Source organism: Paenibacillus sp. J22P90 (assembly GCF_059692195.1).
Genome location: NZ_JCAUAY010000001.1, coordinates 1,240,436 through 1,254,943, shown reverse-complemented (window position 1 = coordinate 1,254,943; position 14,508 = coordinate 1,240,436). Strand labels below are relative to the sequence as shown.

Genomic DNA, 14,508 nt, shown 5'->3' with positions numbered 1-14,508 from the left:
TTACAGTTGATCCACGCCTAGTCGGTTATGATAAATACTAGGGATCACTTGATCTTGGGCTGATTTAGCGCCATTCGACTGTAAGCTGAGCAATTTCGTGGAAAGTTCCAAGAACCACTTCTCGTCTCTGACCGATAACGCGATGTCGATCAAACTCCGAATGCTAGCTTCTGTGTCCAAGCCGCTGATGGATAAAGGTTTCACCGTAGAGAGTTTCACTTCAATCTGATGTCCGATAATTTCATCTTGATCAGAAGCGATGACATGAACGAAGGCGATACCGTGCTGCCAAGCGATCGCTTCCACATACCCATGAACCAATTCATCTTCACTTGTTGTTGCGACAACCCAATCACTAATTGCTACGTTCAACATACGCCTCGCCACCTTCACTATGTTTATACTGTAATTATAAATATTACAGTATCTAATGTCAAGTGATGATCACTTCGCTTAAATATAAATTGCCCAGTAAAATTTACAAGTTGATCTCGACATTTTATAATAGAGACATATGTTCCTATCGTACGTAACCAAAGGAGTCCACTCATGTCTTCTACACCTGTTCTGAATGATAACCAATGGCCGAAACTACTCGAATATGTGGCCGAAAATTATAACGAGGTTACATTAAGCCGAGGCTTTCATTTTTATAAACAACAGATGGTGACGTCACTTAACATTTCAACCGAAATTAAGAAGGTGAACGCCGTTGTCGAAGAGTTTGGCGAGAAATGTATGGTCGCAATCGACCTTAATCAGTTAAAAGCCAGCACATGCAGCTGCCCAGTTAAGACGAGCTGTAAACATGTTGCAGCAGCCTTAATGGAGCTTGCAGATCGACAAGGCTATCCCGCATCACAAATCATGAATGCCAAGATGGCATTGAAACGTGTTGCCGCGGGGGCCTCTAACGTGTCAACCATGGAACAGTTACCTGGGATGACGGTTGATGGCTGGCACAAATTTATGGAGCATTATACGTATCACCTCAAACCATCCTACGATCAAGGGAACTATGTAGAATTGCTGCGCACACAACTCGCCAATCTCAAGCGAACGCCAATTCCGTTCAGTGACTCGGATCAAGCTTATTTCGATTTTCATCAGAGATTATTCATCCTCCGCAAAATTATTGAGCAGAACGCACAAGCTGGCGTTACGTTCTACACCGCCGCAACTGTGTTCAATCTGAGTGATGAACTCGATGATTGGCTGAAGGATGAGGCTGGATCGTTGAATAGTAAGCAGAATGTGGAACGCTTCTCACAGACTATGACTTATCTTCGTGTCCAAATGGCGATTGAGTCGCCCAAAAATTTGCACCATTATCGGGTGTTTACGACGTTTTGGGCTTTCGGGGTTGCGCGAGAAGCAAGTCTAATCGCTTCTGAGGTAGCTGCTTTCGAAGCGATGGATGCTGCAGAATTATCTCTTTCCCTATGTGCGGGACGAGCTTATCTTTATCTTCAACAAACGAAGTCGAGCGAAGCTTGGGAAGCGATTGCCTCACACGCTTCCTTCAAGGAAGCCCCATCGCTGCTGTTCATTCCACTCCTTGCCTATCTGGAACATGTGCAGGATTGGCGTGAAATTGTGCATTGGCTGCGAAGATTAACATCTTTTTATACCCGAAAAAGACATTATGAACTAGAAGCATACGCTGCCTATTGGAAAGCCGCTATTGCTCATGTACCTGACGCGGATGTCCACATGTGGGCGTCCTTAGAAGAACTACTACCTGCTTCCTATCGCATCATCGAAGGGATGTATTATGAGCGGCGCGAATGGAAGCTGTGGATTGAAATGCAAATTGCCCAAGGCTACGACCCTTTCACACACCGCGTAAACGTGCTTCAGCCGATCGAGAAGGACTCGCCAGAACTGCTGCTCCCCTATTATCATCAGGCTGTGGAACACTATACGCGACTCAAAAACCGTCACGACTACAAATCAGCAGTTCGTCTGCTGAAACGCTTGGAGAAAGTATATAAAAAAATGAAGCAGCCCGAACGCTGGGAAGCATTCTTCACCCAATTCGTCAGTCGATTTAGCCGATTGCGCGCCTTGCAGGAAGAATTGAAGAAAGGAAAGCTGTTAGAATGACTACGAAATTACATGAAATATCCTTATGTATGTCCCTAACAGATAACGGGGATGCCTTGCTATGGGGCTTCAAAGATGGAAGAGAAGTTTCCGGCGACCACTTCCGTAAGCTGCTTTTCACTTGGCATGCCCCTTCCCTCTACGGCACGCTGCTGGAGACGCAACAAGCCGGGGAACTGGGCGTAACGATTCTCCCTGCCGAGCAAGTGCTTCCCTTTTTTGCGGAACCGAACTTCATGGATATTGTAAGTTGGGAAATGGGCACTGAATCCGCACAACAAATGCTCCAAACAGCACCGATCCTCTATGCAGCCGCGCAGAAAGGGCAGTATATTCCGAGCTACGAGGATTTCCGCCAAGGTCAGTTAGTTTGGACTTGGGATCGTCATTCAGATGAACTGTCAGAAATAGATTGGGGCCAGCTTGAGAGTTTGGAAGCTTTTGGCGAGGGTTTGAAGGGATTACGCGCTGCGTTCTCAGCTGCGGTTGTAGAAGCCCATTATGCCGATGAGGCTGCCATGGCAGATTTGCGCCGAGACTACCCTGCCTTGTTTAGCGCTGCTCGGAAGTCGAATACAGCGGACGATTCTCCCGCAGCTTTTACCGAAAATGAATGGCTCTCTGCCATGGGATGGCGCCCAGACCTTGCCCCATTCCGCCCTGCCTTGCAGCTGCTTGAACCTGATGAACTCGAAGACGATTGGCGTCTGCGGCTTGTTCTGCAGGATAAACAGGACAGCACCCTGCTTACGCCGATTCGCCTGCATGTAGATGGTACGGCTTCGGGTGCATGGGCATCAGAATGGAGCCCTTTTGTCATGGAGCGCGCGCCCGGTTGGGTAACGCGGTTGTTGGAAGCACTACCTCGCATGGCGGATGATGGTGAGCTGCTTGCTCATCCGATGAGCGATGATTCAGCGTGGACGTTCTTGACCAAGGACAGTCGCATCTTGCTGGAGGATGGCTGGAACGTCATGCTCCCTGCCTGGTGGGAAGCAGCCGCCAAACGTAAGCCTCGACTGAGCGCCAAGGTCAGTGCGGAAGCTGGCGGAGGCGCTGGCGGCGGTGGTAAAAGCGAGTCTTTATTCGGGATGAACTCCCTCGTGGGGTTCGATTGGCGGATTGCTATCGGAGATTCTGAATTAAGCGAAGCAGAGTTCAACAGCCTGCTCAGCCGCAATGAACGGCTTATTCGCTTCCGTGGGCAATGGATCTATTTGGACCCCGCTTTCTTAGATCAAATCCGGAGATTGATGGATAGCATTGATCCGGCCGAGGGCTTGTCTCTGCAGGATATTTTCCAGCTTCATTTATTAAGTGAGCTAGAAAGAGATAAGGTCAAATCTTCCTGGGATGGCGAATCTCAGGAAGAGATCGATCCGGAAGAAGAAGCTCGCTTGCAGCTAGAAGTTGAGCTGAATGAGCATCTGATGGCTATGATTCGGAAGCTGGGCCAGCCTACCGATCTTGAACTCATCCCCGTGCCGCAAGGATTGCGTGCCGAGCTTCGCAGCTACCAGCATCAAGGCTTTACTTGGCTGAGTTACTTACGGAAGTTCGGGCTTGGCGCTTGCTTAGCCGATGATATGGGCCTAGGAAAAACGGTCCAATTCATAACGTATTTACTTCATCACAAGCCCTTTTCTGAGCAGCCTGCATTATTAATTTGCCCTACTTCCGTGCTTGGCAACTGGCAGAAGGAGCTTGCACGCTTCGCTCCCGAGCTTAATGTCATGCTGCATTATGGGAAAGGTCGCTTGAGCGGCGGTGCGTTGGATGATGCTTTACAAGGTATGGATATTGTCCTCACTTCTTACACGACAGCACTGATGGATCAGGAAACACTCCAGCCGTACATGTGGAGCTCCCTCTGTCTGGATGAAGCGCAAAATATAAAAAACGCCCAAAACAAGCAATCCGCCGCGATTCGCTCGTTAAACGCTGTTCATCGCATAGCCCTTACGGGTACGCCGATTGAGAATCGTTTATCAGAGCTGTGGTCGATCTATGACTTCCTTAATCCCGGCTACCTCGGAAACCAGCGCGGCTTCCAAGTTCGTTTCGCAAATCCGATCGAGAAGCATCAGGATACGGAACGGACAGCGCAGCTTCAGCAGTTAGTTAAACCTTTCATGCTGCGCCGCAAAAAGAAAGATCCCGCCATCCAGCTCGATTTGCCAGATAAGCTGGAAATGAAGGTCTATATCAACTTGACGGCCGAGCAAGGTGCGATGTATGAGCAGACCGTGAAGGATCTCATGGAGCGCATGAAGAAGCTCGAGGGCATGGAGCGCAAAGGCGCGATCCTCGGCGCTCTCACACAGTTAAAGCAGCTGTGTGATCATCCGATGCTGCTCTCGAAGGAAGCGGAGCTGGCTGAGAACATGCTGCAAAGCGAGGATGGCCGCGAAGCCTTAGTGATGCGCTCCGCGAAGCTGGAGCGGCTTGTTGCGATGGTCGATGAGCTCCGCGACGAGGGCGATTCGTGTTTGATCTTCACGCAGTATGTGGGCATGGGCCGCATGCTGGCGGATGTGCTCTCAAAGCAGCGCGGAGAGCCGGTGTTCTACCTCAACGGGAGCACGCCGAAGCAAGAGCGCGACCGCATGATTGAACGGTTCCAAGCCGCCGATGGCGATGGACCGAATATTTTCGTGCTGTCGCTGAAAGCCGGCGGCGTTGGATTGAACTTGACCGCGGCGAACCATGTGTTCCACTTCGACCGCTGGTGGAACCCGGCGGTCGAGAACCAGGCGACGGACCGCGCTTATCGGATGGGCCAAACGCGGAACGTGCAGGTCCATAAGTTCATTTCGCTCGGCACGCTCGAAGAAAAGATCGACGAGATGCTCGAGAGTAAGATGAGCCTCAGTGACAACGTCATTTCCTCCTCCGAAGGCTGGATTACGGAGCTTTCGAATGATGAGCTGCAGGATTTGTTTACGCTGCGGAAGTCTTGGTAAATATTAGGGCAGTCTCCATGTAGAGGATTCTACGTGGGGGCTGCCCTTTTTGCTATGTTGACCAAAGACATGCGTCTTAAACATCACATATCCTCCGAATGATATACTAGACTGTATATATTTCATCATTTTTCGACATCCAATTACTAAAGGAGACCCTACTTATGTTTCATAGGAAACTCATAATTCCAGCGACTTCCCTTCTTCTTAGCGCAGCTATTTTCGCAGGTAGTACACCAACGCCAGCATCTGCTGCATACTCATCATCCGTTAATGCTTCTACCAAATTAGTTTATGCTGCAGGCAAAAACTTCACAGTAAACGTTGTGTCTGTTGACCTCACCGACCCAACACTGGAGCTCGTTCCTGCATTGGCCGATGGCGGAATCGGGCATGATGATGCCATGCAATCAATCGTCGAGCGAGAGAACGGCGTCGCTGCGATAAACGGAACTTTTTTCAATGCTTACGAGTCTGATCCTTACATTCGCTATCCGAACGGGACGCTGCTAAAGTCGGGTGAGCCTATGCATTCCGGGGAAAATCAGACGTTATTTCTGAACAAAGATAAGGTGCCGGACATTCAGTTCGTCAATCTCGACATTACCATTCGTACGAGTGAAGGCAGCGGGACTTATACGATCACCCCATGGGGAATTAACAAATATTACGGAGCAGCGAGCACCGACCAGATTGTCTGGTATACGCCGGATTTTGGACGCTGGATTGGGTTTCCGAATGGCACCAAAGTAGTAATCAGCGATGGGCTTGTCACGCGTATCACACAAGATTCCGTGCAAGTTCCGGATGGCGGATATGTGCTTTTTGTGGGTAATAGTGCTAACAATAAGACGAACGTATTAACCAACCTGGATGTGGGAGACAGAATCACAAAGGAGATTATTGCCAAAGGTGAAGGCGGCAGTAATCTGGATGCCAAAACATGGCTCTCCGCAATCGGCGTAGGTCCGAAGCTGGTTACAAACGGCGCCTCGGATATCAATGTGAAACGCGATGGTTTTACGGACCCTAAAGTTACCAATTCTTCCGCTGCTAGAAGCTTCGTTGGGATCGACAGTTCTGACCGTCTTGTGATGGGCACCGTGCCAAGTGCAACGTTGTCAGAGCTGGCTGCGATTTCGAATGCGCTGGGGTTGAAAGAAGCCATGAATATGGATGGCGGTTCCAGCTCAGGGCTGTATGCGAACGGCACTATGATGACTTACCCAGGTCGTAAGCTCAGCAATGCGCTCGTCGTTCGCAAGCTGGACAAGCCTAAAGTGCAAATTGATATTAATGGACAATACATTTCGGACTTTAGCGGCTTCATCGATAAGGAAACGACGGTTGTGCCGATTCGTCCGTTCATTACCGCGATGAATGCCAAGTTTTCTTGGGATGCTGCCTCAAGAACTGCCACAATTACGAATGCTGGCATTACGTTGAAATTGCAAGATGGCAGCTCCACTGCTTCAGTAAATGGAAAATCTGTATCTGTACCTGTCCCACTGCAAATCATGCCAGACAGCCGGATGTATGTCCCGCTACGCCTTGTTGCCGAGTCGCTCAAAAGCACCGTATCATGGAACAGCAAGCTGTATCGTGCATCGGTGAAATTACCTTAAACTAAAAAAAGCTGCCCCAAGTAGAAATCTTGGGAGCAGCTTTTTAACTTAATGCATTCCTTCTAACGCTACATCGGCACGCGATTCCGTGTTCACTGCTTGCTTGCCGCGTCGCAGGAACAACCCGAGAACGATACCGCACATCGCGATAACCATCATGCATTTGAAAGTGTATCCGAAGGCATCAGGTGCAACGGATATCATGGATTTTTGCATATCTGCCGGTGTACCCATTGGCAGTTTCTGTTCGGTTACCAACGTCGTCACACGAGACGTAAGAATCGTTACCACAATCGCAACGCCGAAAGAGGAGATGACTTGTTGCATCGCACTCGTCAGCGAAGTTACGCGACTGACCAGATCTTGCGGAGCTTTTTGAATCAAATGGGAGTTAATAGGCATCATCATGAGGCCCATACCCGCACCTGCCATCGCAAGCGGCAAAATAAGATCTGTTCTTTGTGTAGCCAGATCCATGTGGGAATATTGGAAAATGGCACCTGACACTAGCGAAAGTCCGATGACAACGAGCCAACGCACGCCGATTTTATCAAATAAATAACCGCCGATCGGCATCATAAGTCCGGAAGCAATGGCTTGTGGGAACGTGGTTAACCCTGACTCGAAAGCGCCAAAACCACGCGCCTGCTGCAAGAACTGTGGAAGTAGGAAGATCGCGCTGAACATACAGAATTGGATCACCCATTGAATGAATATACTAAATGAAAAATCAAATGATTTGAAAACGCGAAGCTCCAGCAAAGGAATTTTCGCTTTCAATTCAACGATGATAAATGCAATGAGCGCAACAGCACCAATAATAATGCCACCAAGCGCTTTATCCGAAGTCCAACCCGATGCCCCCTGCGAAATCCCATAGGAGAGCGAAGCGAAAGCAATTGGACCCAGAATCATGCCTGGCAGGTCAAAGCCCGCTACTTTTTTACGAGCGACAACAGGTAATTTCCAAATGCCAAAAATCAAACTAAAAATACCGACAGGCAAATTAATTAGAAAAATCCAATGCCAAGAATGGTATTCAACTAACCAACCGGATAGAATCGGTCCAATAGCTGGCGCTAACAAAATAGGTACGCCTAGCATACCCATGACTTGCCCGATTTTGCTTGGCGGACTAAGTCTATATACATAAGCCATCGCGACTGGCATCACAAAGCCCCCGCCTAATCCTTGCAGGACACGGAAAACGATCAGCATCTCAGCACTGTTCGGTGTCGCGCATAAAAGGGATGCAATCGTAAAGAGAAATACGGAGGTTAAAAAGACATTCTTCGCTCCAAACCTGTCAGATAACCATCCCGCTAATGGAATTACCGCAGCAGATGCCAGCATATAGCCAGTTACCGCCCATTGAATCGTTGGTAGATCTGTTTTGAAGTCAACCACCAACTTGGACAATGCAACATTCATTGCTGTCGTGTCGAGGATAACCATGAAGATACCTGAAATAATGGCGATTAGCGGCACCAGAATGCTCGTAAACTTAAATTCCGGCTCTGCTCCGCCGGATACAACTGTTTGACTCATTGCAAACTCCTCCTTAGACAATCACTCTCTCATCATGTTACAATATATACAGGACAATTGTCCGCTAGTTCATATTACGGACAATTGTCCGCAAAGTCAAATAAATTTTTTGTGATGATCTCTCTACCAGGAGGACGAATAGATGATACACCCAGATGATCATAATTTTATTTTTTGTGAGCCTGCGAAGGAGGCTACTCCCCCTAACAGCCGCAGAGGTGAACGGGATTCAGAATATCGCCGACGCATCCTCAATGCAGCTCGCACGTTACTGGAAACGAATGAGATCGAATCTGTTACGATGCATCAAATTGCCAAGGAATCCGGTGTCGGCCAAGGCACCTTGTATCGTCGTTATACGCATATTGGCGAGGTGTGCAGCGATTTAATCAAGTCCACGACCACTTGCTTTATTGAGTCGCTTGAGGAGAAATACGCAACGGCTAATGCCACTGGTACAGGGCTGGAGCAGCTTTCCGCCTGCATTCATGATATTATCGATTTCGTTGATGAAAATGTCGCGCTCTTGTCCGTTATATCTTCCATGCATGCGGATAAACGCAGCTACAGTATTCACAAAAAGCCTTTCTTTGTCAGGCTCCACAACATTCTAGCTCCGCTGATTCAAAAGTCCATCCAGCAAGGCGAGATCAAAGAATTTGATGTCACCTTAACGGTCAATACGATTCTGATTTCACTTTTTCCAGAGCCGTATTTATACCATAAAGAAGTGCTCGGCTACACCAAACAGCAATTTACGGAAGGCATATGTCGGTTATTTGTAAAGGGTATCTCACGCGATGAAATCTGATATGAATGATAGTCAGCGTACGTTCTGGAAAAAATATATTGCAAGAGCGCAAATTGATGTCGAGTTTGCGATGTACACGAAAGTGTCGCGAGCCTGGAATGACGAGAACCCGGCATGTCCGGTAAATCGGCTGTATTTTATAATGGAAGGCGAAGGCTTTGTAAAAATCGGTGATCAAACCTACTATCCCAAGCCTGGCGAGCTCTACCTGCTTCCTGCTGGCAGCGATCAAGCTTATGGCACGATTAGTGATCATACCTTCGGCAAGTATTGGTCCCATTTCACAGCGAAAATCGGGGATTTGGATCTTTTTCAGATTTTGCATACGAACCCTTCGATTGTCGTTAAAGATCCAGCAGCACTGCAACGAACGTTTGAAAAATTGATCGAATATCGCAAAAGTGATGCCCTCTCGGCCGAACTCCGAGTTACTGGCATCGTTCATGAACTTATCGCCGAATTTATTGATGGCAATTCATCCGTGAAACTGAATCTAGCAACAACGCCGACACATGAGAAAATGAACGGTGTTCTGCGTTACATGGAGCAGCATATGGCGGAGCAAGTTTCGATTGAAACGTTGGCACAGCTCGCTCATTATCATCCGAATTATTTTATCAATGCGTTCAAACAGTTTACGGGCTACTCCCCGATTCAATATATGAACCATCTCCGATCGGAAAAGGCAAAAGATTTGCTCCTGACCACGGAGCTGAATGTTTCCCAAATTGCCGACTCGTTCGGCATGGAATTGTCCTACTTCTCCCGTATGTTCAAGGAACAAACGGGGTTCAAGCCGACGGCCTTTCGCGAGTTGCGACCGCGGTGAGTTGGTCCTCTGGCCTTCCCTATTGGGATGCTGGAGGGCTTTTTTTATGCGAGGAGCTCGCTCAGTCAAAAAATGGATGCAAACCAATACACTAACCATAAAATAAAAGACCATAAGCTAGTAATACCTTGCGTATTTGTTACTATTTGTCCATACCGATATGAGACAACCCACATAGTATGAAGCTATACGAATAAAAATGTGGAGGTGCCTATTTTGAGTTGCTCAAAATGTAGGCCAAATAACAAATGCAATAAATGCAAAAGAAAATCATTGGTCGTTTGCCCTCTCAAGAAAAGAAAGAAATGCACTGGTAAAGTAGTCATTAAAAAGAAAAAAGTTCACCTACAGTGCCCTACCCCTGAAATTATTATTAACGTACCCAAAGGGGCGACTGGTGACACTGGGGCTACGGGCTACACAGGTGCGACGGGGGCAACAGGTGCTACCGGTGCTACTGGTGCGATGGGCAGTAGGGGCGCGACAGGCGTAGAGGGCGCGGCAGGCGCAGTGGGCGCCACGGGTGCTACGGGTGCTACGGGCGCTACAGGCGTCGCGGGCGCTACGGGCGCAGCGGGCGTCGCGGGCGCGGCGGGTGCAGCAGGCGCGACAGGTGCCACGGGCGCGGCAGGCGCTACAGGCGCGGCGGGCGCCACGGGCGTCGCGGGCGCGGCGGGCGCCACGGGTGCGACAGGCGTCGCGGGCGCAGCGGGCGCCACGGGTGCGACGGGCGTCACTGGTGCGACGGGCGTCACTGGTGCGACGGGCGCCACAGGCGCTACTGGCGTCGCGGGCGCGACAGGTGCGACGGGCGTCGCGGGCGCAACGGGTGCAACGGGCGCTACTGGCAGCGCGGGCGCGGCGGGTGCGACGGGCGTCGCGGGCGCGACAGGTGCGACGGGCGTCGCGGGCGCGGCAGGCGCAACGGGCGCGACAGGCGTCGCGGGCGCGGCAGGCGCAACGGGCGCCACGGGCGTCGCGGGCGCGGCGGGCGCCACGGGTGCGACAGGCGTCGCGGGCGCAACGGGCAGCGCAGGCGCGACGGGCAACGCAGGCGCTACGGGCGCGGCAGGCGCCACGGGTGCGACAGGCGTCGCGGGCGCGGCGGGCGCGACGGGCGCGACAGGCGTCGCGGGCGCCACAGGCGCGACAGGCGTCGCGGGCGCGGCAGGCGCCACAGGTGAAACCGGTGCTACTGGGGCTACTGGTGTAACAGGGGCTACCGGTTTTACGGGTGCGACTGGGGCTACAGGTCCAACAGGAGCTACCGGCTCTACGGGAGTTACAGGCGCGACAGGTTCAACTGGCGCTACTGGTGAAACAGGCGCTACTGGTTCGACTGGGGCCACTGGTGAAACTGGGGATACGGGTCCAACAGGGGCTACCGGCACGACGGGTTCGACTGGGGCTACCGGTGCAACAGGAGCTACCGGCTCTACAGGACCGACTGGCGCTACCGGGGCCACGGGAGCTACTGGCGCGACAGGTTCAACTGGCGCTACTGGTGAAGCAGGCGCTACCGGCTCTACAGGACCGACTGGCGCTACCGGAGCCACGGGAGCTACTGGCGCGACAGGTTCAACTGGCGCTACTGGCGCGACGGGGCAGACTGGGGCCACGGGTCCAACTGGAGCTACTGGATCTACAGGGTCGACTGGGGCTACAGGTGCAACAGGAGCTACCGGCTCTACAGGAGCGACTGGCGCTACCGGGGCCACGGGAACTACAGGCGCGACAGGTTCAACTGGCGCTACTGGTGAAGCAGGCGCTACCGGCTCTACAGGACCGACTGGCGCTACCGGAGCCACGGGAGCTACTGGCGCGACAGGTTCAACTGGCGCTACTGGCGCGACGGGGCAGACTGGGGCTACTGGATCTACAGGGTCGACTGGGGCTACAGGTGCAACAGGAGCTACCGGCTCTACAGGACCGACTGGCGCTACCGGGGCCACGGGAGCTACTGGCGCGACAGGTTCAACTGGCGCTACTGGTGAAACAGGCGCTACTGGCGCGACGGGGCAGACTGGGGCTACGGGTCCAACTGGAGCTACTGGAGCTACTGGCTCTACAGGGCCGACTGGGGCTACAGGTGCAACAGGAGCTACCGGCTCTACTGGACCGACTGGCGCTTCGGGTCCAACTGGAGCTACAGGCGCGACGGGTTCGACTGGGGCTACAGGCGCGACGGGTTCGACTGGGGCTACAGGTGAAATAGGAGCTACTGGGGCTACGGGTCCAACTGGCGCTACAGGCGCTACAGGAGCTACAGGCTCTACAGGACCGACTGGCGCTACCGGGGCCACGGGAGCTACAGGCGCGACAGGTTCAACTGGCGCTACTGGTGAAACAGGCGCTACTGGCGCGACGGGGCAGACTGGGGCTACGGGTCCAACTGGAGCTACTGGAGCTACTGGCTCTACAGGGCCGACTGGCGCTACAGGTGAAACAGGAGCTACTGGCTCTACAGGGCCGACTGGCGCTACAGGTGAAACAGGAGCTACCGGCGCAACGGGACCGACTGGCGCTACAGGGCCGACTGGGGCAACAGGTGAAACAGGAGCTACCGGCGCTACGGGAGCTACTGGAGCTACCGGTCCAACAGGAGCCACAGGAGCTGCGGCGGTATCCGAGTTCGGGTACATTTATAATCTGGGTGCTCAAGTGGTTGCACTAGAGGCTGATGTAAGTTTTGATACAAATGGTATTATTTCATCAGGTATTACACATGCTTCCGGATCAACTCAGATCTTTATTACCAACCCCATTCCTGGTAACTATGAGGTTAACTATTCCATCTCAGGTGTAGAACCCAATCAATTCGCACTATTTTTAAATAACTCCTTGGTTTTGGGTTCCGTTTATGGTTCAGGAGCAGGCACTCAGCAAAACAATGGTCAGGTAATAGTCGCTTTAGTGGCTGGCGATTTTATAACTCTGCGAAATCATAGTTCAGCTGCTGCTATCACTCTTCAGACATTAGCCGGTGGCACACAAATAAATGCAAATGCTTCTGTTCTTATCAAAAGATTAGGTTAGCATCTATTAAATTTGCGAGTAGCTTGCGTTCCTAGCCTATCACTTAAACTGGCTCACATTCATCAAAAAACGATCAATCCCCATTATCATAGGGATTGATCGTTTTCTCTTTCGTTCTTGAATACATTTACGGATAAAACGCATTTTTCGCTGTCGTCGTTGGACACCAACGCGCGTTCAGCAGGAACTTAATCAGCGTATCCTTCGCACGCTCCGTTCCGATGTAGTGCAAGCATTCCGCTGCATGCGCACGTACGTAGCGGTTCTCATCATCCAACGCGATTTCCAATTGCGGAATCGCTGCCTCGGCCTTTGCCCCTAATCGGGACAAGGACAAGCTGGACATAAAACGTACTTGTGCGCTTTTGTCCTGCAGCGCCTCTGCCAAGCAGGCGACGACTTGGTCCTGGTCGGCTTCCGTCAGACCAAGAGCATCAACGACAGCGCAGCGAACCGTGTCCGACGGATGCTGCATCAGATTCACAAGCGCAGGTATCGCCTCGCTGGCAAGCCCTCGTAGTTCACCTAACGCGAACACTGCGCGCGCAATGATTTCCGCATTCGGTTCTGCCTCTTCATTTGTGATAGTGGCAAGCAAGCCATTGACTGCGTCCCTTCCCGCTACAGACAAACCATACGTAGCCGTGCGCGATACATTTTTGTTTTCTCCACGAAGTGCTTCGAATAATGCCTCTACGCCGGCTAGCCCGCTTGCGGCAAGCTCATAAGCCGCGTTAATGGCATTCGGCTCGTTACTGCTGCGGAGCTCCGCTGCCAACTCCTTGATCCGATCCGGATTCGATGCAACGGTTTTGGCAGTATTTGCGATGCTCCCCACTTGTCCAAACAGCCAATTCCACGTCTCTTCCCACATCCGATCATGTTCACCAATCGGCAGCTGCAGGCCTTCAGGTTTGCGCCATTCCCGCTCTTGATTGTTCCAGCTTGGTGATTCCGGCATTTCCGTACGCATGAATTCAAACTTCAACATAAAACGAGGCTGCCCAAGCACATTCGGCGTAGAACGATGCCAAATATCGTAATGAATCAACGCGAAAGTTCCCGCTCTCCCACTCGCCAGAACCTCGCCTGCAGGCTCATTTCCTTCAAAGGTACGTGTATCATAGTTTTGCGTTCCTGGTAGAATGCCCGTCGGCCCTAATTCCACAGGCGTATCCTGCGGGAAATACATAATCATGGCCCATTGTGGATGATGATTGCGCATTCTTTCATAACCCCAGTAGCTATCTTTGTGCCAACCACCAGCTACGCTTGAGGCATTGAAATGACCATGTCGATGCGCATGCATCATATAGTTAGGTCCGAGCACACTCGTGAGCGCACCTGTCACAACCGGATGGTCGAATACTTTGCGCAGCTCGCGAATGCGAGGTAAAAGATTGTTCCCCGGGTTCCCCTCTTCGGTATACACCGTATTCAACTGCTCTACTAAACTTTCATGGAATTCACGTGGAAAATCTGTTTTAAGAATCAGGCAGCCATTCGTAATAAACGTTCTCATTTGCTCATCATTCAATAATAAAGGTGCGTTGCTTTGCATTGTCTCTGCCTCCTTGGCATGAAAGGAAT

At 51.4% G+C, this 14,508-nt stretch carries 9 protein-coding genes; 6 read left to right on the top strand and 3 right to left on the bottom strand.

The annotated features are described in order from the left end of the window. Positions 1-375 carry a hypothetical protein gene (locus AC58UX_RS04400; RefSeq protein ID WP_497249870.1) on the bottom strand — a complete coding sequence of 125 codons (375 nt, stop codon included), beginning with the start codon at positions 373-375 and terminating at the stop codon, positions 1-3. A gap of 174 nt (positions 376-549) precedes the next feature. Here AC58UX_RS04400 and AC58UX_RS04395 point away from each other — a divergent pair, with 174 nt between their 5' ends. The 3 genes from AC58UX_RS04395 to AC58UX_RS04385 all read left to right on the top strand — a co-directional run bounded on the left by AC58UX_RS04395 (position 550) and on the right by AC58UX_RS04385 (position 6,694). Next, positions 550-2,106: a hypothetical protein gene (locus tag AC58UX_RS04395; protein WP_497249869.1), complete on the top strand. Its 1,557-nt coding sequence runs from the start codon at positions 550-552 to the stop codon at positions 2,104-2,106. Then, the gene (locus tag AC58UX_RS04390) at positions 2,103-5,069 is read left to right on the top strand and encodes a DEAD/DEAH box helicase (protein WP_497249868.1); all 2,967 of its coding nucleotides are present in this window, start codon (positions 2,103-2,105) and stop codon (positions 5,067-5,069) included. Before AC58UX_RS04395 ends, AC58UX_RS04390 begins: the two co-directional genes overlap by 4 nt. A gap of 164 nt (positions 5,070-5,233) precedes the next feature. Beyond that, positions 5,234-6,694 carry a stalk domain-containing protein gene (locus AC58UX_RS04385; protein WP_497249867.1) on the top strand — a complete coding sequence of 487 codons (1,461 nt, stop codon included), beginning with the start codon at positions 5,234-5,236 and terminating at the stop codon, positions 6,692-6,694. 48 nt (positions 6,695-6,742) lie between these two features. Here AC58UX_RS04385 and AC58UX_RS04380 read toward each other — a convergent pair whose 3' ends face one another. Beyond that, complete coding sequence (locus tag AC58UX_RS04380) at positions 6,743-8,242, bottom strand: DHA2 family efflux MFS transporter permease subunit (protein ID WP_497249866.1); 1,500 nt, start codon at positions 8,240-8,242, stop codon at positions 6,743-6,745. Positions 8,243-8,384: 142 nt separating this feature from the next. Between AC58UX_RS04380 and AC58UX_RS04375 the strand changes: the two genes are divergently transcribed. The 3 genes from AC58UX_RS04375 to AC58UX_RS04365 all read left to right on the top strand — a co-directional run bounded on the left by AC58UX_RS04375 (position 8,385) and on the right by AC58UX_RS04365 (position 12,918). Continuing rightward, positions 8,385-9,053 carry a TetR/AcrR family transcriptional regulator gene (locus AC58UX_RS04375; RefSeq protein WP_497249865.1) on the top strand — a complete coding sequence of 223 codons (669 nt, stop codon included), beginning with the start codon at positions 8,385-8,387 and terminating at the stop codon, positions 9,051-9,053. After that, positions 9,043-9,882 (top strand): AraC family transcriptional regulator, encoded by an 840-nt coding sequence (locus AC58UX_RS04370; protein WP_497249864.1) that lies wholly within the window; start codon positions 9,043-9,045, stop codon positions 9,880-9,882. Before AC58UX_RS04375 ends, AC58UX_RS04370 begins: the two co-directional genes overlap by 11 nt. Positions 9,883-10,155: 273 nt before the next feature. Continuing rightward, positions 10,156-12,918 carry a collagen-like protein gene (locus AC58UX_RS04365; RefSeq protein ID WP_497249863.1) on the top strand — a complete coding sequence of 921 codons (2,763 nt, stop codon included), beginning with the start codon at positions 10,156-10,158 and terminating at the stop codon, positions 12,916-12,918. 127 nt (positions 12,919-13,045) lie between these two features. Here AC58UX_RS04365 and AC58UX_RS04360 read toward each other — a convergent pair whose 3' ends face one another. Further along, a complete protein-coding gene (locus AC58UX_RS04360; protein ID WP_497249862.1) occupies positions 13,046-14,479 on the bottom strand; it encodes a HEAT repeat domain-containing protein in 1,434 nt (477 codons plus the stop codon). Between the last annotated feature and the right edge of the window lie 29 nt (positions 14,480-14,508).

Excerpts from the sequence above, each read along its gene's own strand:
- AC58UX_RS04400 (WP_497249870.1), bottom strand. The coding sequence starts at position 375 with ATGTTGAACGTAGCAATTAGTGATTGGGTTGTCGCAACAACAAGTGAA.
- AC58UX_RS04395 (WP_497249869.1), top strand. The coding sequence starts at position 550 with ATGTCTTCTACACCTGTTCTGAATGATAACCAATGGCCGAAACTACTC.
- AC58UX_RS04390 (WP_497249868.1), top strand. The coding sequence starts at position 2,103 with ATGACTACGAAATTACATGAAATATCCTTATGTATGTCCCTAACAGAT.
- AC58UX_RS04385 (WP_497249867.1), top strand. The coding sequence starts at position 5,234 with ATGTTTCATAGGAAACTCATAATTCCAGCGACTTCCCTTCTTCTTAGC.
- AC58UX_RS04380 (WP_497249866.1), bottom strand. The coding sequence starts at position 8,242 with ATGAGTCAAACAGTTGTATCCGGCGGAGCAGAGCCGGAATTTAAGTTT.
- AC58UX_RS04375 (WP_497249865.1), top strand. The coding sequence starts at position 8,385 with ATGATACACCCAGATGATCATAATTTTATTTTTTGTGAGCCTGCGAAG.
- AC58UX_RS04370 (WP_497249864.1), top strand. The coding sequence starts at position 9,043 with ATGAAATCTGATATGAATGATAGTCAGCGTACGTTCTGGAAAAAATAT.
- AC58UX_RS04360 (WP_497249862.1), bottom strand. The coding sequence starts at position 14,479 with ATGCAAAGCAACGCACCTTTATTATTGAATGATGAGCAAATGAGAACG.